Raw genomic sequence first — 23856 nt, forward strand, 5'->3', positions numbered from 1 at the left:
CCCGATACCATTGCCGTCAGGCTGAAACTGCCGCAGCGCACCCGCGCTCTGTCAACGGGGGCCGGCGTCTGGCAGCTGCATCGGGGGGCGCGTGTTGCTGCAAGTTTGCGTTAACCCTGTTCGCTAGAGAGTCATTAACCATAATTACACGATTGCGCATGCATTCTGCGGCGAGCGTATCCCGTACTCGTCAGAGGAAGCAGCATGAAACCCGCACGCGTCGTCATTATGGCAGTGGCCGTCCTGGCAGCAGCTCTGGCCGGGTATCTGGCCATGAACCTGACACCGACCGTCCAGGTCAATGAAATCGCTTCCGCGCCGGTCATCCAGAAGATGCCGACGATCGATGTGCTGGTGACCACTTCCAGCCTGCCGGTGGGCTCGCGGCTCAACGCCGAAACCATGCAGTGGAAGGGGTGGCCGGAGGATGGCCTCGTCGAGGGGCTGATCCGTCGCGACACCCGCCCAGAAGCCATCGACGAGCTGTCGGGCTCGGTCGTGCGTCTGCCGGTCTTTGCCGGCGAACCGCTCCGGGCCGAGAAGATCGTCGATTCCTCCGCGCGGATCATGTCGTCGCTGCTGCCCGCCGGCAAGCGCGCTGTCGCCACCGAGATCTCGGTCGCCACCAGCGCCGGCGGCTTCATTCTTCCCAACGACCGGGTGGACGTGATCATGGTGCGGCGGAAGACCGGTGCGGAAGGGTTCGTCACCGAGGTCATCCTGTCCAACATCCGGGTGCTGGCCATCGATCAGCGCATCGAGGAAGACGCCAACGGCAACCGCACCGCGGTGGGGACCACGGCGACGCTGGAGCTGACGCCGGAACAATCCAAGATCATCTCCGTCGCCCAGCAGATGGCCGACCGGCTGACCCTTGTGCTGCGCAGCATCGCCGACGTTCAGGAACCGGACGTCGACGGGGCGAAATATCTCTTGAGCGGCGAAGATGGCTCGGCAGCCATCCAGCTGATCCGCTCTGGCACCATAACCGAAGTTGGCGCCACCAACTGAAGCGGAGAATGAACGTGCGTCACATTTCAAAATCGCTCCTGTCTTCCATCTTCGGTCTTGCCCTGGCCGGAGCAACCGTCTTCACGGGCCTCGGACTGGACCCTGCCACCGGCGGCTTCCTGTCCACGGCCCAGGCGGCCGAAAGCGTCATCCGGATCACCCATACCGGTCCCGGCGTCACCAAACGGGTCAAGCTCGGCCTCAACAAGGCGATCGTGATCGACCTGCCGACCGATGCCCACGATATCCTGGTGGCCGATCCGAGCCTTGCCGACGCGGTTACCCGCACCTCGCGCAGGATGTATCTGTTCGGCAAGACCGTGGGCCAGACCAACATCTTCATCTTCGGCCCCGGCGGCGAAGAGATCGTCGCCATCGATCTGGAGATCGAACGCGATGTTTCCGGCCTGCAGGCGCATCTGGCCCGCTTCCTTCCCGACTCGGACATCCGGGTCGAGATCATTTCCGACAATATCGTGCTCACCGGCTCGGTGCGCACGCCGCAGGACGCGGCCCAGGCAGCCAACCTGGCGCAGATCTTCCTGACCGGGGGCGAGGCGACGACGCGCGAGATCACTGCCGCCGGCACCGAGGGCGGGACCTCGGCGATCTTTGCGGAAGGTCGTCAGAAATCGCAGATCGTCAACCTGCTCAAGATCGACGGCGAGGACCAGGTGACGCTCAAGATCACGGTCGCGGAAGTCAGCCGCGAAGTGCTCAAGCAGCTCGGCTTCAACAATTCCGTGTCCAACAGCTCCGGCGTCGACGTTCTCACGCTCAACAACGCCGCTGAGATTGCTTCCGGCGGGATCAGCGGCACGCTGACGGGCTCGATCGGCAAATACGGCATCCAGAGCGTGCTCAACGCCATGGAGCAGGCCAAGGTCATCCGCATGCTGGCCGAACCCAGCCTGACCGCCATTTCCGGTGAAAGCGCAGCCTTCACCTCTGGCGGCGAGATCCTGCGCAACGTCTATCAGCCGGACGGCTCGATCGCGACCGAAAGCTACGAATATGGCATCAAGCTCGATTTCACCCCGGTCGTGCTTTCGGCGGGGCGCATCAGCCTCAAGATCAACACCGAGGTTTCCGAGCCGTTGACCGAGGGCAACACCACGGAATTCCGCAAGCGGCAGATCGAGACATCGGTCGAGCTTCCGTCCGGCGGCTCGATCGCGCTCGCGGGCCTTGTGCGCGACAACGTGCAGCAGGACACGCAAGGCGTCCCCGGGGCGAGCAAGATCCCCGTGTTCGGCACGATGTTCCGCAGCAAGTCCTATTCCCGCGCCGAGACCGAGCTGGTGGTGATCGCCACGCCGTATCTGGTCAAGCCGGTCGCCCGCAATGCGCTGGCGCGTCCGGACGACAATTTCAACCCGCCCAGCGATGGCGCAGGCTTCTTCCTTGGACGGGTCAACCGCGTCTACGGCCACATGGAAACCGATCTCAAGCCCGGTCGCTATCACGGCGTCGTCGGCTTCATCTACAAGTGATCAGGGGACATCCGATGCAAACCAATACCTTTGCCCATTCGTGCCCCGATCAGGACCGCCTGCGCCGCCGCGTTGGCTGGCCGCGACCGGCCGCCCTCTCGCTCTGCCTGGTCACGCTTTTCCTTTCCGGCTGCGCCGGATACGGCCCCTCCAGCATTACCGTCGGTTCGATTCCGGACGACTACCGGACCAATCACCCGATCATCGTTGCGGAGAAGGAGCACAGCTTCGACCTGCCGGTGGGCTCGGGAGACCGCAAGCTGACGGTCGCCATGCGCGAGGCGGTGCGCGGTGTTGCCAGCAACTACCGGGCCAACGCCTCCGGTGCGGTGCGCATCATCGCCCCTTCGGGCTCGCTCGATGCCGGCGCCGCCCAGCGAATGGCGGGCGAGGTGGCCGAGGTCTTGCGCTCCGAAGGCATCCCGCGTGACCGCATCATCACGAGCTACTACCAGGCCGGGAGCGGCGGCGACGCCGCACCCATTCGCATCAGCTATCTCGCCATCACCGCCTCGACCAACGAATGCGGGCGCTGGCCCGAGGACATGCTCGCCAACAGCGCGGACAACAAGCACTACGCCAATTTCGGCTGTGCCTCGCAGAACAACCTGGCTGCCCAGATCGCCAATCCCGGCGATCTGCTGAACCCGCGCGGAAGCACGGCGATCGACGCGACCCGTCGCGCGAACGCCATCGATGCCTATCGTCAGAACGGTGCCGCGCTTTGACGCACCGCAACGCCCAAGCAGTGAAAGCAGGACAAGGCAGATGACCAACCTTGACTACGAAATCGAGCAGGACCCGCGGCAGGAAGCGCCGGAGCCCGTTTCCGAGCGCGCCGAATTCGACCGCATCCGCCCGCTGCCGCGGATCTCGGTGCATGCTTTCGTCGAATCGGATGGCCTGGCCAAGACCATGGAACGCTGCGCCCAGGACCGGCGCATGGCCAAGGTCAACCTGCGCATCAATTCGGGCGGCGTCTCGGCGGCGACCAACATGTTCGCCGGCTCGCCCACGCCCAACCTGCTGATCCTGGAAACCCGGGCCGACGCCCGCACGCTGATCGGCGAACTCGGCGACCTGGCCGAAGTCTGCGACCCCGACACGCGGGTGGTGGTGGTCGGCCATGTCAACGACGTCGCGCTCTACCGCGACCTGGTGCGCAACGGCGTGTCCGAATACATCGTCGCGCCGGTCTCGATGGCGGACCTGATCGGGGTCATCTCGGCGATCTTCGTCGATCCCGAAGCCGCTCCGCTCGGCCGCTCGATCGCCTTTGTCGGCGCCAAGGGCGGCGTCGGCTCCTCCACCATCGCCCACAATTGCGCCTGGAGCATCTCCAGCCTGTTCTCGAGCGAGGTGATCCTCGCCGATCTCGATCTCGCCTTCGGGACCGCGAACCTGAATTTCGACAACGACCCCACGCAAGGCATTGCCGAGGCGGTCTATTCGCCCGACCGGCTTGACGAGGTGTTCCTCGACCGCCTGCTGGCCAAGTGCTCGGAGCACCTGTCCATGCTGGCGGCGCCGTCGATGCTCGACCGCACCTATGATTTTTCGGGCGACGTGTTCCTGCCGATCCTCGACATCATCCAGCGCAACGCGCCGGTCTCCGTGCTCGACGTGCCGCATGTCTGGACCGAGTGGAGCCGAAAGGTGCTGTGCGCGGCCGACGAGATCGTGGTCACCGCGACCCCGGATCTCGCCAACCTGCGCAACACGAAGAACCTGTTCGATACCTTGCGCAAATTGCGGCCCAACGACCGCCAGCCGCTGCTCATCCTCAACCAGGTCGGCATGGCCAAGCGGCCGGAAATCGCCCCCGACGTGTTCTGCGATCCGCTCGACATCGAGCCGCTGGCGATCATCCCCTTCGATGCCGCGCTGTTCGGCGAGGCGGCCAATTCAGGCCTCATGATCGGTGAATCGGCGGCCAGGTCCCCGGTCGCCGAAGCCATGTCGCAGATCGCCCATGTCGTCACCGGCCGGGCGGAGGCGAGAAAGCGCAAGAAGGCGGGGCTGTCGTCGCTGATGGGCCTGCTGGGCCGCAAGTAAACAGGGAAGTCTGGAGTAAGCACCATGTTCGGCAAACGCAGCAACGATGGATCGGGCAAGCCGCTACCCGCCCCCTCGGCCAGGCCGATGGTCCATGCCGAGGCGCAGGCGATGCCGATGCCTGACGCCCGACCGGCGATGCAGGCGAGCGCACCGCAGACGCCGCTGGCGGCGGACGCCGTTGCCAAGCCGGTGCAGCAGCCGGTTCCGCGCCGCGAGGAACCGCCGGTCAAGCGCAAGGCGGCCCGCAACGAAGCCTATTACGACACCAAGAGCCAGGTCTTCACCGCCCTGATCGACACCATCGACCTGTCGCAACTTGCCAAGCTCGACGGCGAAAGCGCGCGCGAGGAAATCCGCGACATCGTCAACGACATCATCACCATCAAGAATTTCGCGCTCTCGATCGCCGAGCAGGAGGAACTGCTCGACGACATCTGCAACGACGTTCTGGGCTATGGCCCGCTCGAACCTCTGCTGGCGCGCGACGACATCGCCGACATCATGGTCAACGGTGCGGGCCGGACCTATATCGAAGTCGCCGGGAAGGTTCAGGAGACCGATATCCGGTTCCGCGACAACAGCCAGCTTCTGTCGATCTGCCAGCGCATCGTCAGCCAGGTCGGCCGCCGCGTGGACGAATCCTCGCCGATCTGCGACGCCCGCCTGCCGGACGGCTCCCGCGTCAACGTGATCGCGCCGCCGCTCGCCATCGACGGCACCGCGCTCACCATCCGCAAGTTCAAGAAGGACAAGCTCACGCTCGACCAGCTCGTCAGGTTCGGCGCGATCACGCCCGAGGGGGCGGCTGTCCTGCAGATCATCGGCCGCGTGCGCTGCAATGTGGTCATCTCCGGCGGTACCGGTTCGGGCAAGACCACGCTGCTCAACTGCCTGACGGCCTATATCGACGGCGATGAGCGCATCATCACCTGCGAGGACTCGGCGGAACTGCAGCTGCAGCAGCCGCATGTGGTGCGGCTTGAAACCCGCCCGCCCAATATCGAGGGCGAGGGCGAGATCACCATGCGCGACCTGATCAAGAACTGCCTGCGCATGCGGCCCGAGCGGATCATCGTCGGCGAGGTGCGCGGGCCCGAGGTGTTCGACCTTCTGCAGGCGATGAACACCGGCCACGACGGCTCGATGGGCACGATCCACGCCAACTCGCCGCGGGAATGCCTGAGCCGAATGGAATCGATGATCGCCATGGGCGGATACGCGCTGCCTGCCAAGACCGTGCGCGAGATCATTTCCGGATCGGTCGACGTGGTCATCCAGGCCGCCCGCCTGCGCGATGGCTCGCGCCGCATCACCCACATCACCGAGGTCGTCGGCATGGAGGGCGACGTCATCATCACCCAGGATCTCATGAAATACGAGATGATGGGTGAGGATGCGAACGGCAACATCATTGGCGAGCACCGGTCGACCGGCATCGGCCGTCCGAATTTCTGGGACCGTGCCCGCTATTACGGCGAGGAAAAGCGGCTCGCGGCCTCCCTCGACGCCATGGAAAAAATCACCTCTTAAGGAGACGCTGGCGTGTTTGGTCTGGATACAGTGGTACTTGCCATCATCGGCCTCGCCGCGCTCTCGGCCGGGGCCATGGGCTATGGCGTGCTCTACGGCCGGATCGAAGGCGAACGCAAGGCGGAGAGCCGCGTCAACCGGGTCAAGGCGGCCGAGACCGACCGGTCCAAGGCGACGGCCGCCCGCGATCGGCTCAACGAGGTCAACAAGCGGCGCAAATCCGTCCAGGACTCGCTCAAGACGCTGGAAGAGAAGAGCAAGGAGAACGATCGCCGCACCTCGCCTGCGCTCAAGGACCGCATCGCCCAGGCGGGTCTCGGCCTTTCCCTCAACCAGTTCTACCTGATGTCGGCCGCCCTGGGCCTGGTGTTCGCCTTCCTCTCCTTCGTTGCCTATGGCAGCCTGCCGGTCACCTTCGGCGTGCTGGTCATTTTCGGCGGCGGCCTGCCGCGCTGGATCATCGGTTTCCTGCGCAACCGCCGCATGAAGGCGTTCCTTGCCGAATTCCCGAATGCGCTCGACATCATGGTGCGCTCGATCAAGTCCGGCCTGCCGCTCAACGACGCCATCCGCATGATCGCCTCGGAAGGGCAGGAGCCCGTGCGCACGGAGTTCAAGCGCATCGTCGAGGCCCAGCAGATGGGGCTGAGCGTGCCCGAGGCCTGCACCCGCCTCTACAACCGCATCCCGCTTCCCGAAGCGAATTTCTTCGCCATCGTCATTGCCATCCAGGCCCAGGCCGGCGGCAACCTTTCGGAAGCGCTCGGCAACCTCTCCCGTGTCTTGCGTGAGCGCAAGAAGATGAAGGGCAAGATCAACGCGATGTCGATGGAAGCCAAGGCGTCGGCGGCGATTATCGGCGCGCTGCCCTTCATCGTCGCGTTCCTGGTCTATCTGACGTCGCCCGACTACATAACCATCCTGTTCACCGACACCCGCGGCCACCTGATCCTCGGAGCCTCGGCGATCTGGATGTCGATCGGCATCATGGTGATGCGCAACATGATCAATTTCGAGATCTAGGAACGGGCGCGCCATGATGTCATCACTTATGTCTTCCCTCACCGATCCGGCCTATCTGGTGCCGATCCTGGTGTCCGTGGCGGTGTTCGCCACGCTGTTCACCATCATCGCGCCCTATTTCGAGCGCGGCGACCTCGATGCGCGGATGAAATCGGCGGCGCTCGAGCGCGACGAGATCCGCGCCCGGGAGCGGGCTCGCCTGAACGCCGAACAGGCCCGCGGCGGGGACAGGAATGCCGGCCTGCGCACCCACAACAACGCGTCGGTGCGCGGCATCGTCGAACAGCTGAACCTCAAGGCCGCACTCGCGGATGATGCCACCGTCGCCAAGCTGCGCGCCGCCGGCTATCGCACCCAGAACGCGCTCAACATGTTCCTGCTGGCGCGCTTCGTGCTGCCCTTCGTCTTCCTGCTGGGCTCGGTGGTCTATGTCTTCCTGCTCGATCACCTGACCGACAAGCCCTTCACCGTGCGCATGCTTGCCTGCATCGTCGCGGCCTATGCCGGTTTCTACACGCCCAACCTGTTCGTCTCCAACCAGTCGAAGAAGCGGCAGGCCTCGATCAAGCTCGCCTGGCCCGATGCGCTCGACCTGATGCTGATCTGCGTGGAATCGGGCGTGTCGATCGAGGCGGCGATGAAGCGCGTGGCCGAGGAGATCGCCATCCAGTCGCCGCCGCTGGCCGAGGAATTCGTCCTGACGACGGCGGAGCTCTCCTACCTCCAGGACCGCCGCGTGGCCTTCGAGAATCTCGGCAACCGCACCGGCCTGGAAGCGGTGAAATCGGTGACCCAGGCGCTGATCCAGTCGGAGCGCTACGGCACGCCGATCGCCCAGGCGCTGCGCGTGCTCGCCCAGGAAAGCCGCGACCAGCGCATGACGGAAGCCGAGAAGAAGGCCGCGGCGCTGCCGCCTAAGCTGACCGTGCCGATGATCCTGTTCTTCCTGCCGGTGCTGATCGGCGTGATCCTCGGCCCGGCCGCGATCCAGGTGATGGACAATTTCTCGGGCGGCGTGCCGGGGTAGAAGGCCGTTCGCCAAGGCACTGGCCGGAGCCTCGTTCGGGCATGAGATTAAGAAAGACCGGCGCGGGAGGTTGATCCCGCGCCGGTCTTTTTTTGCCGCTTCGGCGGTGAATGTCAGTTGGTGTTGTGCTTGTCGTTGTCCTTGAGCTTGTTCCAGGCGTTCTGCTGGGACAGCATGGCGCGCAGATAGCTCACATTGGCGGCGGCCTGGTCGGGGGACAGCTCGGCGCTCGCGATCTTCTCCGCTTCGCCGAAACGGCCCTGCAGGCCCACCACCAGCGCGAGATTCTGGCGCACGCGGCTGTCGGCGCCCGGCTGGCGCACGGCCGAGGCGAGATAGGTTTCGGCCGTCCTCAAATCGCCCTGGAGCACATAGGACATGCCGAGATTGGAGAGGACCGAAGGCTCGTTCGGCTGAATATCGAGCGCCTTGCGGTAGCGTTCACGGGCGGTCGCGGGATCGCCGAGCTGGTCGTGGATCGCCCCTTCCGCCGACAGAAGCTGCCAGTCCGGACGGTCGGGCGTCTGTGCCCGCTTGATGGCGTCGAGCGCCTTGTCGAACTGGCCCACCCCGGCCAGCGCCTTGCCATAGGCGGCAAGCACCGTGCGGTTGTTGGGATTGTGGATCGCCACCTGCTGCATCACCGCCAGCGCCTGGTCGGCGCGCCCGCCCATGGTCAGCACCGAGGCGTATTGCATGCCGACCGCCGGGTCCTTGGGATTGCGGTCATAGGCCCTGCCGACGCTTTCCGCGGCCGAGTGCAGTTCGCTCGCATTCATGGCCGCAAGCGGCTTGTTGAGCGTGGGGATCGAGCCCGTCGTCAGCTGGCTTTTCGATGCGCAGCCGGCCAGCGCAAGCGCGAGCGCCGCAACGCAGGTCGCGCCCAAGATCCGGCGGCGAAAGGTGGGGCGGAAAGGGGTCACTGACATGGGCCTGGTCCCGGGTTGCAGGTGAAGGGGCGATGCGACGCGCGACGCCGCCGCAGTCCTCGCTCAAGCAATAATCTGTTAACCCTAATCAAGGGTTAACAACTGATTCCCCGTTCTGCCGTTCACCAAGGCCCAAGGATAAGCCATGACTTCGTTCCAGCATATCGATCGACCGTCCCCTTTCGCTCCCGTTTCCGGCGAGACCCTGCCCGTCTGGGCCGTGTCCCGGGCTGACATCGAGCGCGGCCATTTCGACAAGACGGCGCTCTCCTGGGCGAAGACGGCAGGCTTCAAGGCAGCCGAAGGCTCCCTGCTGCTGGTGCCGAACCGGCACGGCAAGCTTGCCGGCGCGCTGTTCGGCCTCGGCGAGGAGGGGCAATGGCACCCCTTCGCCGGCGGCAAGCTGGCGCGGCTCCTGCCCAAGGGCGACTGGCACATCGAGACCTCGCCGATTTCCGGCGCGGTGATGGCACTGGCCTTCGGCATGGGTGCCTACCGCTTCGAGGCCTACAGCAAGCCTGCGGGCGAGGCTCCACGGCTGGTGATCCCCGCCGATGCCGACGCCGATGCCATCGCCCGCACCGTATCCGCCGTCTACCTCGCCCGCGATCTCGTGAACACGCCGGCCAATGACATGGGGCCCAAAGCGCTGGAGGCGGCATTCCGCCGGCTTGGTGGGCATTACGGCGCCACCGTCGAGGTCGTGGCCGGCGACGCGCTTCTGGACAAGGGCTTTCCGATGATCCATGCCGTGGGCCGGGCCGCGGCCGAGGCCCCGCGCCTGCTCGAGATGCGGTGGGGCCGGGAAGGCGCGACGCGGATCACGCTGGTGGGCAAGGGCGTGTGCTTCGACACTGGCGGCCTCGACATCAAGCCCGCCGCCTCGATGCTGCTGATGAAGAAGGACATGGGGGGCGCCGCCAATGTGATGGCGCTTGCGCTGATGATCATGGAGGCGGGCCTGCCGGTCGATCTGAGGGTGCTGATCCCGGCGGTCGAGAACGCGATCTCGGCTTCGGCCTTCCGGCCCGGCGACGTGCTGAAAAGCCGCAAGGGAGTGACGGTGCAGATCGACAACACCGACGCCGAGGGTCGCCTGGTGCTGGCCGATGCGCTCACTTACGCCGGCGAGGAAGAGCCGGAGCTGCTGATCGACATGGCGACGCTGACCGGGGCCGCGCGGGTGGCGCTGGGGCCGGACCTGCCGCCGTTCTACACCGATGACGAGGCGCTGGCAGGCGAGCTGTCTTCCGCCTCCGCCGCGATCGTCGATCCGCTGTGGCGGATGCCGCTCTACAAGCCCTACGAGGCCGACATCAAGGCCAAGATCGCCGATCTCACCAATGCGCCATCCGGCGGGTTCGCGGGCTCCATCACAGCGGCGCTGTTCCTCAAGCAGTTCGTCACGCCGGAAACCAGCTGGGCCCATTTCGACATTTTCGCCTGGTCGCCCAAGGACCGGCCGCACGGGCCGACCGGCGGCGAGGCACAGGCCATCCGGGCGCTGTTCGAGGTCATCTCGGCACGCTATCCGGCCTGATCCGGGCCCCGACTTGCGCGGCTTTCCCGTTTCGGTCAAGGTAAAACGGGACCGAAACGAGGGGCGCAACACATGGGACTTGAACTCCGGCCATCCGACGCGCTCGGGTTGTGGCATGCCGTCACGCTCGAGCACGTCCGGGCTGTCGGACCGGACCTGACGGTTCGGCAAATGGCGATCCTGCTGCATATCTATCTCGCGCCGCCTCCGCATACCGTGCGCGGTCTTGCCGCCACGCTCGGCGTCACCAAGCCCGTCATCACCCGGGCGCTCGACACGATGGGGCACATGGGACTGGTGCGCCGGGTGCGCGACGAGCGCGACCGGCGCAACGTCATCATCAAGCGCACCGTCGATGGCGCGCTGTTCGTCGAAAAGATCGGCGACATCATCATCGCGGAAGGGCGCAGGCTGTCTTCCGCAGACGGAGTTCATGCATGAGCGCATCCCTCGACCGCCGCCTCCACGCCTACCGGCCGGACCTGGCCGACATTCGCCTGAAAGGACAGGTCGAGGCTGAGGGCTATGCCGCCAGCAGGCCCGCGCGCCTGATCGTGCCGGTGGCCGACATCCGCCCGCGCCCCGACCTTGCCGCAGGCATCGACACCCAGGCGCTGTTCGGCGAGACGCTTGCGGTCTTCGACCGTTCGGGTGGCTGGGCCTGGGTGCAACTCGATGCCGACGGCTATGTCGGCTATCTGCCGGAAGAGGCGATCGCCGACGGCGCCGGCGCCGCAACCCATGGGGTGTCGGTTCCGCGCAGCTTCGTCTATCCCGGGGCGGACCTGCGCTTCCCGCGCCGCCACGCCCTGTCGATGGGCAGCCGCGTCACCGTCACCGGCACGGCCGAAACCCGCGGCACTCGCTATGCGCTGCTCGAGGACGGGTCGGCCATGATCGCCGCGCATCTGCGCCCGCTCGGGGAGGCTCTCGCCGCAGACGCGGTCGCCGTGGCGACCCTGTTCCTCAACACGCCCTATCTGTGGGGCGGCCGCTCCGGGTTCGGCATCGATTGCTCGGGGCTCGTGCAGATGGCGCTGGCGCAGACCGGAAAATCCGCGCCGCGCGATTCCGACATGCAGGCCGCAAGCCTGGGAAGCCTCATCGACCGCGACGATCTGCGGCGCGGCGACCTGGTGTTCTGGAAGGGGCATGCCGGCCTGGCCGAGGACGCGAACACGCTGCTGCACGCGTCCGGAGGCACCATGACGGTCACGCGCGAACCGCTCGAGGCTGCCATCGACCGCATCGCCAGGCTCTACGGCCCGCCGACCTGCTACCGCCGCCCGTGATCGCCTGCCGTGGAAGCGGCGCCGCGCCGCGCGGTCAGTAGCCCGCGGCGCGGTTGACGAGATTGACCAGCGGCTCGCCGCGGTCATGCGCATCCATCTGCGCGACCATCGGCCCGATCAGCGAGGACGGCACCGAGGCGGCGGCCGCATGCGGGGTCACGGTCACCGCGGGATGGCTCCAGAACGGGCTGTCCGGCGCAAGCGGCTCCTGCTGGAACACGTCGAGCGTCACCGCCGACAGAAGCCCTTCGTCGAGCGCGGCCAGAATATCGGCTTCGTTCTGCAGCCCGCCGCGTCCGGCATTGATCAGCACCGGGGCGCCGAGCGGGCCACGCCTGGTCATGCGTTCGAACAGGCTGCGGTCGAGAATCCCGCTGGTGTCGGGCGTCAGCGGCAACAGCACGACGAAGATATCGGCCGAAGCCAGGAACGGGCCGAGCCCTTCGGGTCCGGCATGACAGGCGACGCCTTCGACCTGTTTTTCGGTGCGCGACCAGCCCGAAACCCTGAAGCCGAGCGCCTGGAGCTTGGCGGCGGCGTCGCGCCCGAGTTCGCCGAGCCCCATGATGCCCACGGTGATGTCGCGGGCAGCCTTCTGGCCGCGGTCCTCGTTCCAGACTTTCCGCGCCTGCTGCGCCCGGTAGCGCGGGCCGAGCCGGTGATGGTCGAGCACCTGCCAGGCCACATATTCGCTCATCCGCGTGGTCAGGTCCGGCGAGACGACGCGCACGATCGGCACGTCCGGCAGGTCCGGGTCCCGGAAGACATGGTCGACGCCGGCCCCGAGCGAGAAGATCGCCTTCAGGCTCGGCAGTTTCGACAGCAAGGCCGGCCGCTGCTTCCACACCACCGCATAGCGGATGCTGGGATCGGCCGCGCCGTCGGGTTCGACCACCACCTTGCGGTCGGGGGCGGCCCGCGCGAACTCGTCGAGCCACATGTCGGTCGGCATGCCGGTCAGCGCCAGCAGGATGCGTCCCGTGTCGTTCGTCTCTGTCATGAAGTCCCTGTAGCCTAGTCGCTGACCGCGCCCTGGGCGGTCGATTCGAGATTGAAGGCCGCCGCCATCAGCGCCCTGGTGTAATCGGTTTCCGGATGGTCGAAGATCTTGTCGGCCGTGCCCTGCTCGACCACCTTGCCCTGGCGCATGACGATCACGTCATTTGCAAGCGCGCGCACCACTTTCAGATCGTGGCTGATGAACAGATAGGCGAGGTCGTGTCGGCTCTGCAGGTCGCGAAGCAGGTCCACCACCTGCGCCTGCACGCTCATGTCGAGCGCCGAGGTCGGTTCGTCCAGCATCACAAAGCGCGGCTTGAGCACCATGGCGCGGGCGATCGCGATCCTCTGGCGCTGGCCGCCGGAGAATTCATGCGGATAGCGCCAGCGGGTAGAGGCGTCGAGCCCCACCTCCTCCAGCGCCTCGGCGACGCGGCGGTCCCGCGCCTGCGCCGACAGGTCTCGGGCATGGATCTCCAACCCCTCGCCGACGATGTCGGCAATCGACATGCGCGGGCTCAGCGAGCCGAACGGATCCTGGAACACCACCTGCATGGCGCTGCGCAGCGGCCGCATGTCCTTGAACGCCCGGTCATGCAGCGACTGGCCTTCGAACAGGATTTCGCCCTCGCTGCGGATCAGCCGCATCAGCGCCAGCCCGAGCGTGGTCTTGCCCGAACCGGATTCGCCGACGACGCCGAGCGTCTGCCCGGCCCTCAGATCGAGCGACAGCCCGTCGACCGCCTTGACGTGATCGACGGTGCGCCTGAGGAAGCCGCGCTTGACCGGGAACCACACCTTGATGTCGCGCGCGCGCATCACCTCCGCGGCGTCGGGCTTGCGCGCGGGCGGCCGGCCCTTGGGTTCGGCCGCGAGCAGGTGTTTGGTGTAGGCATGCTGCGGATCGGCGAAGATGTCCTCGGTGGGGCCGGTCTCGACGATCTTTCCGTCGGTCATCACGCAGACCCGGTCGGCGATCTTGCGCACGATGCCGAGGTCGTGGGTGATGAACAGCATCGCCATGCCGTGGCGATCTTTGAGATCGCGGAGCAGCTCGAGGATCTGCGCCTGGACGGTGACGTCGAGCGCGGTCGTGGGCTCGTCGGCGATCAGCAGCGCCGGCCGGTTGGCAAGCGCCATGGCGATCATCACCCGCTGTCGCTGGCCGCCGGACAGCTGGTGCGGATAGGAAGCCAGCCGCTTTTCGGGCTCGCGGATGCCGACCTGGTCGAGCAGTTCGATCACCTGCCGCCGCGCCTCGTCGGGGCGGATCGCCTGGTGCAGGTGCAGGATCTCCGAGATCTGCCGCTCCACCGTGTGCAGCGGGTTGAGCGAGGTCATCGGCTCCTGGAAGATCATGGTGATGTCGTTGCCGCGCACATCCCTGATCTTCTCATCGGGCGCCGACAGTAGGTCCTCGCCCTTGAAGCGGATCTCGCCGGAAGGGTGGCTCGCCGCCGGGTAGGGCAACAGCCGCAACACCGACAGCGCCGAGACCGATTTGCCGGAACCGGATTCGCCCACCAGCGCGACGGTTTCCCCGCGCCGGATGTCGAACGAAACCCGGTCGACCGCCAGCTGGCTGTCTCCGCCCTGGTGGAAGGCGACCGAAAGGTCGCGCACGGACAGAAGCGGCGCGCCGTCCTGCCCGCCCGTTCCGGCGTTGGGGGTTTCGGGCGCCGTCATCGGAAGGTCTTTCGCGGATCGAAGGCGTCACGCGTGGCTTCGCCGACGAAGATCAGCAGCGACAGCATGATCGAGATGGTGAAGAACGCCGTCAGCCCCAGCCATGGCGCCTGCAGGTTGCGCTTGCCCTGGGCGATCAGTTCGCCGAGCGAGGCGGAGCCCGGCGGCAGCCCGAAGCCGAGAAAGTCGAGCGAGGTGAGCGTGGTGATCGAGCCCGACAGGATAAACGGCAGGAAGGTGAGCGTCGCCACCATGGCGTTCGGCAACAGGTGCCGGAACATGATGGTGGCATTGCCGACGCCGAGCGCGCGCGCCGCGTTGACATATTCGAAATTGCGGGCGCGCAGGAATTCGGCGCGGACGATGCCGACGAAGGACACCCAGGAGAACAGCAGCATGATGCCGAGCAGGATCCAGAACCCCGGCGGCAGGATCGCGGCGATGATCAGCAGGATGTAGAGCACCGGCATCGACGACCAGATCTCGATGAAGCGCTGCATCAAAAGGTCGGTCCAGCCGCCGAAATAGCCCTGCACCGCGCCCGCGGCGATGCCGATCACGGCCGAGAACACCGTCAGCGTCAGGCCGAACAGGACCGAGATGCGGAATCCGTAGATCATCCGCGCGGTGACGTCGCGGGCCTGGTCGTCGGTGCCCAGCCAGTTCATGTTGCCGAGAGTGCAGCCCGGATCCTCGGTCTTCAGCGGATAGGCCTGGCAGCGGGTTTCCTTGTCCATCATCCAGAATGGCGGTGTGGGCGCCGAGTGGGGAATGTAGGAATTGGCGGTGTTGTAGGAATAGCGGATCGGCGGCCAGATCATCCAGCCATTGGCCTCGATCTCGTCCTGGATGAACGGGTCGCGGTAATCCGTGCGCGCCAGGAAGCCGCCGAATTTTTCCTCCGGATAGTCGATGGCGACCGGGAACAGGATCTCGCCCTTGTAGGAGGCGATGATCGGCCGGTCATTGGCGATGAACTCGCCGAGCAGGCTCGCGCCGAACAGCACGAGGAAGATCCACAGCGACCAGTAGCCCCGGCGGTTGGCCTTGAAATTGGCCCAGCGCCGCCTGTTGGTGGGCGACAGCCAGCCCTTGGGCCGGCCCTGTGCGTCGAACCTGTCGTTTGCGGTCGGGCTTTGCGCGCTCATCCGACATCCCGCTTTTCAAAGTCGATGCGCGGGTCCACCCAGGTATAGACGAGGTCGGAAATCAGTCCGACGACCAGACCCATCAGGGAAAAGATGAACAGCGTGGCGAACACCACCGGATAGTCGCGCCGGATCACCGATTCGAAGCCCAGCCGTCCCAGTCCGTCGAGCGTGAAGATGGTCTCGATCAGCAGCGAGCCCGAGAAGAAGGCGGAGATGAAGGCGCCCGGAAAGCCGGCGATGATGATCAGCATGGCATTGCGGAACACGTGCCGGTAGAGCACCTGCCGCTCGGTCAGCCCTTTGGCCCGCGCGGTGGTGACATATTGCTTGCGGATCTCGTCGATGAAGGAATTCTTGGTCAGAAGCGTCGTGGTGGCGAAGGCCGCCAGCGACAGCGCGATCAGCGGCAGCGTCAGGTGCCAGAGATAGTCGATGACCTTGTCGACCAGGCTCAGTTGCGCGAAATTGTCCGATGTCAGCCCGCGCAATGGGAACCAGTCGAAAAACGACCCGCCGGCGAACAGCACGATCAGGAGAATGCCGAACAGGAAGCCGGGCACCGCATAGGCGACCACGATCAGGCCGGAGGTCCAGACATCGAAGCGCGAGCCGTCCGACACCGCTTTCTTGATCCCCAGCGGAATCGAGATGATGTAGGAGAGCAGCAGAATCCACACGCCGAGCGAGATCGACACCGGCATCTTCTCGATGATCAGGTCGAGCACCGAGACGCTGCGGAAATAGCTTTCGCCGAAATCGAAGCGGATATAGTTCCACATCATCGTCAGGAACCGCTCGAGCGGCGGCTTGTCGAAGCCGAACTGGGCTTCCAGCTTGGCGATGAATTCCGGGTCCAGCCCTTGCGCGCCGCGGTACTGCGACGAGGCGGAATCGCCGAAATCCTGCTGCGGGCTGCCGACGGTGTCGCCGCCGCCACCGCCGATCCGGTCGAGCGACGAGTTGCCCTGGCCGGTCAGTTGCGCGATCACCTGCTCGACCGGGCCGCCCGGCGCGAACTGGATCACGGCAAAGGAGATCGCCATGATGCCGACGATGGTCGGGATCATCAACAGCAGGCGGCGGAGGATATAGGCGCCCATCAGGTCGTGATCCGCTTGCCTGGGGCGACCCGGCCGCCGCTGGTCGGTGACGATGTGCTCAATCTCAAATCCTTCAAGCCGGCAAAGCAAGCCCGGGGCTGATTCGTCCGACCCTCATACAGAATCGAATGTCGCAGACGGTGCAAGGCCGAAAGCGCCTCATTGCGCTTCGGTCGACCACCATATTTCGGGGAATCCGATGCCGTAATAGGGCAGTTCCGCGGGATGGGCGAGAGTCGCGCGGTAGGCCACCTTGAAGGCCTTGCTGTAAAACAGCGGCACGACATAGTGATGGGCGAGCAGCACCCGGTCGAGCGCCTTGACCAGCGCCACCTGCTCGTCGCGCTCCTGGGCGAAGATGATCCTGCGGATCAGTTCGTCGATCGCCGGATCGGAAATGCCCGCATAGTTCGATGAGCCTTCGCGGTCGACGGAGGACGAGCCCCAATAGTTGGTCTGCTCGTTTCCCGGATTGAGGGTCTGCGCCCATAGCCCCCAGATCATGTCGTAGTCGAAGCTGCGCACACGGTTGGTGTATTGCGAACTGTCGACGGTGCGGATCCGGGCGTCGATCCCGATCTTCTTGAGATTGGAGACATAGGGCAGCACCGAGCGCTCGAAGGATTGGCTCGGCAGCAGGATCTCGAGTTCGAACGGCTCCCCGGTCTTGGCATTGACGAGCTTCTGGTCCTTGAGGTCGTATCCGGCCTCGCGGAACAGCGCCAGCGCCTGGCGCAGGTTGGCGCGTGCCTTCTGGGCGTCGCCGCCGACCGGATTGGTGTAGGGGGTGGTGAACACCTCCGGCGGCACCTTGTCCTTCAGGCCTTCCAGGATCTCCTTCTCCCGTCCCTCAGGCAGGCCCGAGGAGGCGAGTTCCGTTCCCCAGAAATAGCTGTCGATGCGATCGAAGGCGTCGAAGGCCAGGTTGCGGTTCAGGTCCTCGAAGTCGAAGGCGTAGTTGAGTGCCTTGCGCACCCGGATGTCCTTGAACTTGTCGCGACGCAGGTTCGGCACCATGGCCTGCATGATGCCGCGCGCGCGCAGCGGGTTTGCGATCTCCTCGCGCTTGATCTCTCCGTTCTGGATGGCGGGGAAGTCATAGGCCGTGGCCCATTTGCTTGCCGAATTCTCCTGGCGGAAATCAATGTTGCCGGCGCGGAAGGATTCGAACTCGACATTGGCGTCGGTGAAATAGGCGTATTCGATCGCACCGAAATTGTCGTGGCCGACATTGACGTTGAGGTTGCGCGCCCAATAGTCGTCGCGCAATTCGTAGCGGATGCTCGAACCGGCCGCCATGCTTGCGATCCGGTAGGGTCCCGAGCCCATCACCGGCTCGAGCGTGGTGCGGCCGATGTCGCGCGTGTTCCCGGCCTTGTCCTGGCCTTCCCACCAGTGCTTCGGCAGGACCAGGATCTGGCCGAGAATATGCGGCAGTTCCTTGTTGTTGGTCTGGTCGAACCGGAAGGTCACCTCGCGCTCGCCGGTCTTCTCCGCGGAGACGACATGGGCATAGTACTGCGCCTGAAGCGGATTGAGTTCGGTGGCCTTGGTGAAGCTGAAGACCACGTCCTCGGGCGTCACCGGCTCGCCGTCGGGCCATTTGGCTTCCGCGCGCAGCCGGAACGTCACCTTGGAAATGTCGTCTGGAAAGGACACGCTTTCGGCGATCAGGCCGTAGGACGCCGAGACCTCGTCTTCCGAGGGTTTCATGAGGGTGTCGAACACCAGCCCCAGGCCCACCGCCAGCTGTCCCTTGGCGAGGATCGGGTTCAGGCTGTCGAACGTGCCTTCCTCCGACAAATGCAGCGTGCCGCCTTTCGGCGCGTCCGGATTGACATAGTCGAAGTGGGCGAAACCTTGCGCGTATTTCAACTCGTTGATCATCGACATCCCGTGCCGCCAGGTGCCGTCCTGCGCGAACGAGGGCGGCGAAAACGGCATGAGCGCGCTCAGTGCCAGCAGAAAGGGGATGAAACGGTTGATCATTGCGGCGTGTCCTCCTGAAAAGTTCCTTGAGGGGACAATAGGCCAATTCTGCGTCAGGGGCAGGGGGCGCGGCGAAAAACCGCCGCAGGACACAAAAAAACCGGGCCAGGCCCGGTTTTTTCGTCAGTCATGCAACTGGATCAGTTGCTCTGTTCCGTGGCCGGAGCCTGTTCTGCAGCGGGTTCCGCACCCTCGGCCGGCGCAGCTTCTTCAGCCGGTGCGGCCTCTTCCGCGGGAGCAGCCTCCTCAGCCGGCGCAGCTTCCTCTGCGGGAGCGGCCTCCTGTGCAGGTGCGGCTTCTTCGGCAGGGGCTGCCTCCTCGGCCGGCGCTGCGGCTTCGGTCGGAGCGGCTTCTTCCGCGGCTGCGGCATTGGGGTCGGGCAGCGGCGCGGGCGTGTCCGCAAGCGTCCGCAGATAGGCGATCACATCGGCGCGCTCGTCGATCTTCTTGAGGCCGGCGAAGCTCATCGCGGTCCCGGAGATGTACTTCTTCGGGGCTTCGAGGAAGTGGCTCAGGTGATCGTAGTCCCAGACCACCGATCCGCCCTGGGCGAATTCGGTCATGGCGGTGGAGTAGTTGAAGCCTTCATGCGAGGCGACCGGACGGTTCACCACGCCCCACAGGCCGGGGCCGACCTTGTTGGTGCTTGCCGCGTCGTTGGTGTGGCAGGCCGCGCATTTCTTGAAGATCGTTTCGCCCTTGGCCGGATCGGCATTGGCGAGAAGCGGTGCGATCTCTTCGGGGGCGGCTTCTTCTTCCGCGGGCGCGCTCTGGCTGCTGCCGCCTTCGGCCACTTCGATCACAAAGCCTGCATTTTCCGGGGCCGGCGTTTCGTAAATCGCTTCCGAAACAATCGAAAGGGTCATCACAACAAACAGGACCGCCAGAACCGCGCCTGCCGCGGAGTTGAAATAGTTGGAGTTCATGTTCCCTCGCTCCGTTTCGGTTCGGTGTCCAGCCCTGTGCTCAGCAAGGCCCGAAGCCGTCTTGAAATCGCGCGGAACCTATGTCTTTTGCAATTCAGTTGCAACACTGTTTGTGTGGGCCGCCGCGAAACTGCGAGAGCATCGCGGGCGGTCCAACCGGGGATACAAGCCAAGATGGCCACATTGCAGGAGCAGACGCTCGTCATCATCCCGGCCCGGCTGGCTTCGGCCCGCCTGCCCGGCAAGCCGCTCGCCGATATCGGCGGCCAGCCCATGGTCGTGCGCGTGGCGCGCCAGGCGACGCTGGCCGGGGTCGGCCGCGTCGCGGTGGCGACCGATTCCCGGGAGATCGCCGCCGCGGTCGAGGCGGCGGGCTTCGAAGCCGTGATGACCCGCGAAGACCACCAGTCGGGCTCGGACCGGGTGTTCGAGGCGGCGCAGATCATGGACCCCGAGGGTCGCGCCGACATCATCCTCAATGTCCAGGGCGACATCCCTGCCATCGAGCCCGAGACCATCCGACGCTCGGTTCTGCCGCTGGCGTCCTCGCCGGCGGATCTCGCGACGCTGGCGGTCGAAATCGCCGACGAGGCGGACCGGACCAATCCCAACATCGTCAAGATCGTCGGATCGCCGCTCGGCGATGGCCTCTTGCGTGCGCTTTATTTTACGCGCGCGACTGCGCCTTATGGCGACGGACCGCTCTACCATCACATCGGGCTTTATGCCTGGCGCCGGCAGGCGCTTGCGCGCTTCGTCGCGCTGGCGCCCTCTACGCTCGAGAAACGGGAATCGCTCGAGCAGCTCAGGGCGCTCGAAGACGGCATGCGCATCGATGTCGCCATCGTTGACTCGGTCCCGCTCGGTGTCGATACTCCCGCCGATCTCGAACGCGCCCGCCGGATTCTCGCGGCAGACCAGGCGCCCTCTTCTCGCAACGGACAGTGATAATGACAGCTTCCACCAACCGCATCGCCTTCCAGGGCGAGTTCGGCGCCAATTCCGACATGGCCTGCCGCGACATGTTTCCCGACATGGAGCCGCTGCCCTGCGCGAGCTTCGAGGATGCATTCAACGCGCTCGACCAGGGCGAGGCCGATCTGGCGATGATCCCGATCGAGAACACCATCGCCGGCCGCGTCGCCGACATTCATTATCTTCTGCCGGAATCGCGCCTGCACATCGTCGGTGAATACTTCATGCCGATCCATTTCCAGCTGATGGCGCTGCCCGGCGTCGACCGCTCGGAAATCCGCACCGTGCACAGCCATGTCCATGCCGTCGGCCAGTGCCGCAAGGTGGTGCGCGCCAATGGCTGGAAAGCCGTCGTCGCCGGCGATACGGCCGGGGCCGCCCGGCTGGTGTCGCAGAGCAACGACCGCACCATGGCCGCACTCGCGCCACGGCTGGCGGCCGAGCTCTACGGCCTCGACATCCTTCAGGAGAATGTCGAGGACACGGAAACCAATGTCACCCGCTTCGTGGTGCTGTCGCGCGAACCCCGCCATGCGCCGCGCCCGGTGGCGGACGAGGTGGTGGTCACCACCTTCGTCTTCCGGGTGCGCAACCTGCCCGCCGCGCTCTACAAGGCGATGGGCGGCTTTGCCACCAACGGCGTCAACATGACCAAGCTCGAAAGCTACCAGATCGGCGGCAAGTTCTTCGCCACCCAGTTCTACGCCGATATCCAGGGCCATCCTGACGAGGCGCCGGTGGCGCGCGCCATGGAAGAACTCGCCTTCTTCTCCAAGGAGCTCAGGATCCTGGGCGTCTATCCGGCGCATCCGTTCCGGCTGGAGCAGAACGGCGCCAACGAGGAAGAAGCCGGAGGCTGAGGCGAAGTCCCGTCCGGAAACCGTCGGCGGGTGCTTGCGTGCCAGGTATGCACCAGGCCGCCCCGCTTCAAGGAGGTGCCCCAGGTCGCGGTGAACCGCCTCGGCCGGCAGCCAGCCGGGCTCAGCGGCGCCAGTCCAGCCAGTCGCGCATCAGCCGTTGCGCAATCGCGCCCGGCGGCGGCGCGGAGGCCTTGTCCTCGCCCAGCACATTGGCGAGCATCGCCTCGGTCTCCGTGCGGTCGAACCAGCGGCAGTCCTCGAGCTCGGTGGTGTCGCGCTCGATGTCGAAGCTCCTGGCCTCGGCATAGACACCGATCATCAGAGAATGTGGCATCGGCCAGGGCTGGCTCGCGTGATAGCGCACGCGCCCGACCCGGATGCCGGATTCTTCCAGGGTTTCCCGCCGCACCGCGTCTTCCATCGTCTCTCCGGGCTCGATGAAGCCCGCGAGGCAGGAATACATGCCCGGCGGAAAATGCGGGCTGCGCCCGAGCAGGCAACGGTCGCCGCTCTCATCGAGCACCAGCATGATCGCCACGGGATCGGTGCGCGGAAACACCACGTGGCCGCAGGCGCCGCAGCGGCGCCGATAGCCCCCGGCCTCGGGCGTCATCGCGCCGCCGCAGGCGCCGCAGTGCCGGTTGGCAAGCGCCCAGGAAACGAGGCTGGTTCCCTGCGCATAGGCGCCGAGGGCCTCCTCGTCCAGGAGTGCCTGGCGGTAGACCGAGCGGCTGTCGATCGCCTTGAACGGCTCGGACAGGTCGTCGGGCGCAATGCCGAGCGGCATGGCGATCCGCGCCGCGTTCGCTGCATCCCAGCCGATCAGCACGGCGTCGGCTTCGAGCGGCTGCATCGCCGCCAGATCGGCCGCCTGCAGCAGCCCATCGGTCCGGTCACCCTCGACCCGCATGACGAGCCGGCCCGCGGCAATGGCGAAATAGCGCGTGGCCGGGTCCTTGAGCGCATCCCCGAGTTCGCTTTCGGTGCGATGTTCCGAGCGCCGGTCGAGCCGGTTTCCGGAAAAGGCGACAAGCCGGCTGGCTTCGCCGTGGGGGGCGTCGTGGTCGAACAGGGAAAATGTCATGGATCAGAGGGCCTCGAGAAGTCTTTTCGTGAATTGGGCCCGGGCATCGCCGTCCCAGGGGGTGGCTTCGCCATGCCCCCAGACCGGACCGGGCCAGGCCGCATCGCCCGTGCTGCGGGCGATGATGTGCAGATGGAATTGCCGCACCTGGTTTCCGAGCGCGCCGACATTGATCTTTTCGCATCCCGTCGCCTGCTTGAGCGCCTTCGCCGCCAGCGCGGTCTCGAAGGTCAGCATGGTCTGGTCGAGCGGCGTCATGTCGAACAGTTCGGAAATGCCGTTGCGCTGCGGCACCAGCAGCACCCATGGCCAGCGGCTGTCCTGCATCAGCCTGAGCTGGCACAGGCCGAGTTTCATCAGCAGGGTGGAATCGCGGTCAAGGCGGGGATCGAGGGCAAAATCGGACATTGGCGGAACCATGATTCAGGATCAGGCACCGACATTAGCAGTTTTTTTTGGCCTTGGCTTGCTTTTGCCGGTGCGATTGACGATATGTGCAGGCGGGAGGTTGGTGGTGGACGAGCCACTCGCCAACCGGGTCAGGTCCGGAAGGAAGCAGCCCTAACGAGCCCGGCACGGGTCACCGTGCCAGCCTCCCACCCTTTCGCCCGCGCCCATCATGGCAGGCCCTGTCATTGACGGGTTCCGCCGGGCTGGGAATCTGGTGCGGTTGGCATCCAGCCAGCGCGAGGGGCGGCAAAGGACACGATGGAACAGACGACCGGCACCACCACAGCTCAATCGGGGACTTCGCCCGAGGCACAGGCGCCGTACCGTGTTCTGGCGCGCAAGTACCGCCCCAAGGATTTCACCGACCTGATCGGCCAGGAGCCGATGGTGCGCACGCTCACCAACGCCTTTTCCACCGGCCGCATCGCCCAGGCCTGGATGCTGACCGGCGTGCGCGGCGTGGGCAAGACCACGACGGCGCGCATTCTGGCGCGTGCGCTCAATTACAAGACCGACGGGATCGACCGGCCGACCATCGACCTGTCCAGCCCCGGCGAGCACTGCCAGGCGATCATGGAAGGCCGCCATGTCGACGTGATCGAGATGGACGCCGCCTCCCACACCGGCATCGACGACATCCGCGAGATCATCGAGCAGGTGCGCTACCGCCCGGTGTCGGCGCGCTACAAGGTCTATATCATCGACGAAGTGCACATACTCTCGAACCAGGCCT

Annotated in this window: 22 protein-coding genes and 1 other RNA gene; 14 read left to right on the forward strand and 9 right to left on the reverse strand. The window is 65.6% G+C overall.

Annotated elements, in window-relative coordinates:
• Positions 1-204: 204 nt before the first annotated feature.
• From cpaB to AWJ14_RS08500, 7 genes are read left to right on the forward strand one after another with little or no spacing between them, the layout of a single operon-like run.
• On the forward strand, positions 205-1011 hold the full coding sequence (cpaB, locus tag AWJ14_RS08470) for a Flp pilus assembly protein CpaB (RefSeq protein WP_066177498.1): 807 nt from the start codon (positions 205-207) through the stop codon (positions 1009-1011).
• An 8-nt stretch (positions 1012-1019) separates the two neighbouring features.
• Positions 1020-2504, forward strand: a complete 1485-nt coding sequence (locus AWJ14_RS08475; RefSeq protein ID WP_066177501.1) for a type II and III secretion system protein family protein — start codon at positions 1020-1022, stop codon at positions 2502-2504.
• A 14-nt stretch (positions 2505-2518) separates the two neighbouring features.
• Positions 2519-3232 (forward strand): CpaD family pilus assembly protein, encoded by a 714-nt coding sequence (locus AWJ14_RS08480; RefSeq protein WP_066177507.1) that lies wholly within the window; start codon positions 2519-2521, stop codon positions 3230-3232.
• 40 nt (positions 3233-3272) lie between these two features.
• Complete coding sequence (locus AWJ14_RS08485) at positions 3273-4559, forward strand: CpaE/TadZ family protein (RefSeq protein WP_066177510.1); 1287 nt, start codon at positions 3273-3275, stop codon at positions 4557-4559.
• 24 nt (positions 4560-4583) lie between these two features.
• Positions 4584-6092, forward strand: a complete 1509-nt coding sequence (locus AWJ14_RS08490; RefSeq protein ID WP_066177513.1) for a TadA family conjugal transfer-associated ATPase — start codon at positions 4584-4586, stop codon at positions 6090-6092.
• Between the two features lie 12 nt (positions 6093-6104).
• Positions 6105-7115: a type II secretion system F family protein gene (locus tag AWJ14_RS08495; protein WP_066177515.1), complete on the forward strand. Its 1011-nt coding sequence runs from the start codon at positions 6105-6107 to the stop codon at positions 7113-7115.
• 16 nt (positions 7116-7131) lie between these two features.
• Positions 7132-8142, forward strand: coding sequence for a type II secretion system F family protein (locus AWJ14_RS08500; protein WP_171904840.1), 1011 nt, complete (start codon positions 7132-7134; stop codon positions 8140-8142).
• A 113-nt stretch (positions 8143-8255) separates the two neighbouring features.
• Here AWJ14_RS08500 and AWJ14_RS08505 read toward each other — a convergent pair whose 3' ends face one another.
• Positions 8256-9071, reverse strand: a complete 816-nt coding sequence (locus AWJ14_RS08505; RefSeq protein ID WP_066177521.1) for a tetratricopeptide repeat protein — start codon at positions 9069-9071, stop codon at positions 8256-8258.
• A 145-nt stretch (positions 9072-9216) separates the two neighbouring features.
• On the opposite strand from AWJ14_RS08505, the gene AWJ14_RS08510 reads away from it, so the two are divergent.
• The 3 genes from AWJ14_RS08510 (at position 9217) to AWJ14_RS08520 (ending at position 11903) form a co-directional block, all read left to right on the forward strand.
• Positions 9217-10611, forward strand: a complete 1395-nt coding sequence (locus AWJ14_RS08510; RefSeq protein WP_066177523.1) for a leucyl aminopeptidase family protein — start codon at positions 9217-9219, stop codon at positions 10609-10611.
• 72 nt (positions 10612-10683) lie between these two features.
• On the forward strand, positions 10684-11052 hold the full coding sequence (locus tag AWJ14_RS08515; protein ID WP_066177528.1) for a MarR family transcriptional regulator: 369 nt from the start codon (positions 10684-10686) through the stop codon (positions 11050-11052).
• Complete coding sequence (locus AWJ14_RS08520; protein ID WP_066177531.1) at positions 11049-11903, forward strand: C40 family peptidase; 855 nt, start codon at positions 11049-11051, stop codon at positions 11901-11903. The genes AWJ14_RS08515 and AWJ14_RS08520 overlap by 4 nt, the downstream gene beginning before the upstream one ends.
• 34 nt (positions 11904-11937) lie before the next feature.
• Here the strand turns inward: AWJ14_RS08520 and AWJ14_RS08525 are convergent, their stop codons facing one another.
• From AWJ14_RS08525 to AWJ14_RS08550, 6 genes are all read right to left on the reverse strand, one after another.
• The gene (locus tag AWJ14_RS08525) at positions 11938-12903 is read right to left on the reverse strand and encodes a 2-hydroxyacid dehydrogenase (protein ID WP_066177534.1); all 966 of its coding nucleotides are present in this window, start codon (positions 12901-12903) and stop codon (positions 11938-11940) included.
• Positions 12904-12917: 14 nt separating this feature from the next.
• Positions 12918-14588: an ABC transporter ATP-binding protein gene (locus AWJ14_RS08530; RefSeq protein ID WP_066177537.1), complete on the reverse strand. Its 1671-nt coding sequence runs from the start codon at positions 14586-14588 to the stop codon at positions 12918-12920.
• A complete protein-coding gene (locus AWJ14_RS08535) occupies positions 14585-15736 on the reverse strand; it encodes an ABC transporter permease (RefSeq protein ID WP_066177539.1) in 1152 nt (383 codons plus the stop codon). The genes AWJ14_RS08530 and AWJ14_RS08535 overlap by 4 nt, the downstream gene beginning before the upstream one ends.
• Entirely contained in the window at positions 15733-16839 is a 1107-nt protein-coding gene (locus AWJ14_RS08540) for a microcin C ABC transporter permease YejB (protein WP_066177542.1), read from the reverse strand. Before AWJ14_RS08540 ends, AWJ14_RS08535 begins: the two co-directional genes overlap by 4 nt.
• A gap of 159 nt (positions 16840-16998) precedes the next feature.
• Positions 16999-18783, reverse strand: coding sequence for an extracellular solute-binding protein (locus tag AWJ14_RS08545; RefSeq protein ID WP_245304174.1), 1785 nt, complete (start codon positions 18781-18783; stop codon positions 16999-17001).
• A gap of 185 nt (positions 18784-18968) precedes the next feature.
• Positions 18969-19754: a c-type cytochrome gene (locus tag AWJ14_RS08550; protein ID WP_066177548.1), complete on the reverse strand. Its 786-nt coding sequence runs from the start codon at positions 19752-19754 to the stop codon at positions 18969-18971.
• A gap of 174 nt (positions 19755-19928) precedes the next feature.
• Between AWJ14_RS08550 and AWJ14_RS08555 the strand changes: the two genes are divergently transcribed.
• Both AWJ14_RS08555 and AWJ14_RS08560 read left to right on the forward strand, forming a co-directional pair.
• Positions 19929-20702, forward strand: a complete 774-nt coding sequence (locus tag AWJ14_RS08555) for a 3-deoxy-manno-octulosonate cytidylyltransferase (RefSeq protein WP_066177550.1) — start codon at positions 19929-19931, stop codon at positions 20700-20702.
• Positions 20703-20704: 2 nt separating this feature from the next.
• Positions 20705-21589: a prephenate dehydratase gene (locus AWJ14_RS08560; RefSeq protein ID WP_066177552.1), complete on the forward strand. Its 885-nt coding sequence runs from the start codon at positions 20705-20707 to the stop codon at positions 21587-21589.
• Between the two features lie 121 nt (positions 21590-21710).
• Here the strand turns inward: AWJ14_RS08560 and nudC are convergent, their stop codons facing one another.
• Positions 21711-22673 (reverse strand): NAD(+) diphosphatase, encoded by a 963-nt coding sequence (nudC, locus tag AWJ14_RS08565; RefSeq protein WP_066177555.1) that lies wholly within the window; start codon positions 22671-22673, stop codon positions 21711-21713.
• A gap of 3 nt (positions 22674-22676) precedes the next feature.
• Entirely contained in the window at positions 22677-23081 is a 405-nt protein-coding gene (locus AWJ14_RS08570; protein WP_139112576.1) for an HIT domain-containing protein, read from the reverse strand.
• A gap of 95 nt (positions 23082-23176) precedes the next feature.
• On the opposite strand from AWJ14_RS08570, the gene ffs reads away from it, so the two are divergent.
• Positions 23177-23273: signal recognition particle sRNA small type (ffs, locus tag AWJ14_RS08575), an RNA gene on the forward strand.
• A gap of 108 nt (positions 23274-23381) precedes the next feature.
• Positions 23382-23856 (forward strand): AAA family ATPase (locus AWJ14_RS08580; protein ID WP_245304173.1); only part of this gene is annotated, 475 nt, incomplete at its 3' end.

The sequence above is a fragment of the Parahoeflea olei genome, assembly GCF_001703635.1.
Classification (GTDB): domain Bacteria; phylum Pseudomonadota; class Alphaproteobacteria; order Rhizobiales; family Rhizobiaceae; genus Hoeflea; species Hoeflea olei.

What these genes read in the sequence shown, in the direction of transcription:
- cpaB (WP_066177498.1), top strand. Translation starts at nt 205, where the DNA reads ATGAAACCCGCACGCGTCGTCATTATGGCAGTGGCCGTCCTGGCAGCA.
- AWJ14_RS08475 (WP_066177501.1), top strand. Translation starts at nt 1,020, where the DNA reads ATGAACGTGCGTCACATTTCAAAATCGCTCCTGTCTTCCATCTTCGGT.
- AWJ14_RS08480 (WP_066177507.1), top strand. Translation starts at nt 2,519, where the DNA reads ATGCAAACCAATACCTTTGCCCATTCGTGCCCCGATCAGGACCGCCTG.
- AWJ14_RS08485 (WP_066177510.1), top strand. Translation starts at nt 3,273, where the DNA reads ATGACCAACCTTGACTACGAAATCGAGCAGGACCCGCGGCAGGAAGCG.
- AWJ14_RS08490 (WP_066177513.1), top strand. Translation starts at nt 4,584, where the DNA reads ATGTTCGGCAAACGCAGCAACGATGGATCGGGCAAGCCGCTACCCGCC.
- AWJ14_RS08500 (WP_171904840.1), top strand. Translation starts at nt 7,132, where the DNA reads ATGTCATCACTTATGTCTTCCCTCACCGATCCGGCCTATCTGGTGCCG.
- AWJ14_RS08505 (WP_066177521.1), bottom strand. Translation starts at nt 9,071, where the DNA reads ATGTCAGTGACCCCTTTCCGCCCCACCTTTCGCCGCCGGATCTTGGGC.
- AWJ14_RS08510 (WP_066177523.1), top strand. Translation starts at nt 9,217, where the DNA reads ATGACTTCGTTCCAGCATATCGATCGACCGTCCCCTTTCGCTCCCGTT.
- AWJ14_RS08515 (WP_066177528.1), top strand. Translation starts at nt 10,684, where the DNA reads ATGGGACTTGAACTCCGGCCATCCGACGCGCTCGGGTTGTGGCATGCC.
- AWJ14_RS08520 (WP_066177531.1), top strand. Translation starts at nt 11,049, where the DNA reads ATGAGCGCATCCCTCGACCGCCGCCTCCACGCCTACCGGCCGGACCTG.
- AWJ14_RS08525 (WP_066177534.1), bottom strand. Translation starts at nt 12,903, where the DNA reads ATGACAGAGACGAACGACACGGGACGCATCCTGCTGGCGCTGACCGGC.
- AWJ14_RS08530 (WP_066177537.1), bottom strand. Translation starts at nt 14,588, where the DNA reads ATGACGGCGCCCGAAACCCCCAACGCCGGAACGGGCGGGCAGGACGGC.
- AWJ14_RS08535 (WP_066177539.1), bottom strand. Translation starts at nt 15,736, where the DNA reads ATGAGCGCGCAAAGCCCGACCGCAAACGACAGGTTCGACGCACAGGGC.
- AWJ14_RS08540 (WP_066177542.1), bottom strand. Translation starts at nt 16,839, where the DNA reads ATGGGCGCCTATATCCTCCGCCGCCTGCTGTTGATGATCCCGACCATC.
- AWJ14_RS08545 (WP_245304174.1), bottom strand. Translation starts at nt 18,783, where the DNA reads ATGCCGTTTTCGCCGCCCTCGTTCGCGCAGGACGGCACCTGGCGGCAC.
- AWJ14_RS08550 (WP_066177548.1), bottom strand. Translation starts at nt 19,754, where the DNA reads ATGAACTCCAACTATTTCAACTCCGCGGCAGGCGCGGTTCTGGCGGTC.
- AWJ14_RS08555 (WP_066177550.1), top strand. Translation starts at nt 19,929, where the DNA reads ATGGCCACATTGCAGGAGCAGACGCTCGTCATCATCCCGGCCCGGCTG.
- AWJ14_RS08560 (WP_066177552.1), top strand. Translation starts at nt 20,705, where the DNA reads ATGACAGCTTCCACCAACCGCATCGCCTTCCAGGGCGAGTTCGGCGCC.
- nudC (WP_066177555.1), bottom strand. Translation starts at nt 22,673, where the DNA reads ATGACATTTTCCCTGTTCGACCACGACGCCCCCCACGGCGAAGCCAGC.
- AWJ14_RS08570 (WP_139112576.1), bottom strand. Translation starts at nt 23,081, where the DNA reads ATGTCCGATTTTGCCCTCGATCCCCGCCTTGACCGCGATTCCACCCTG.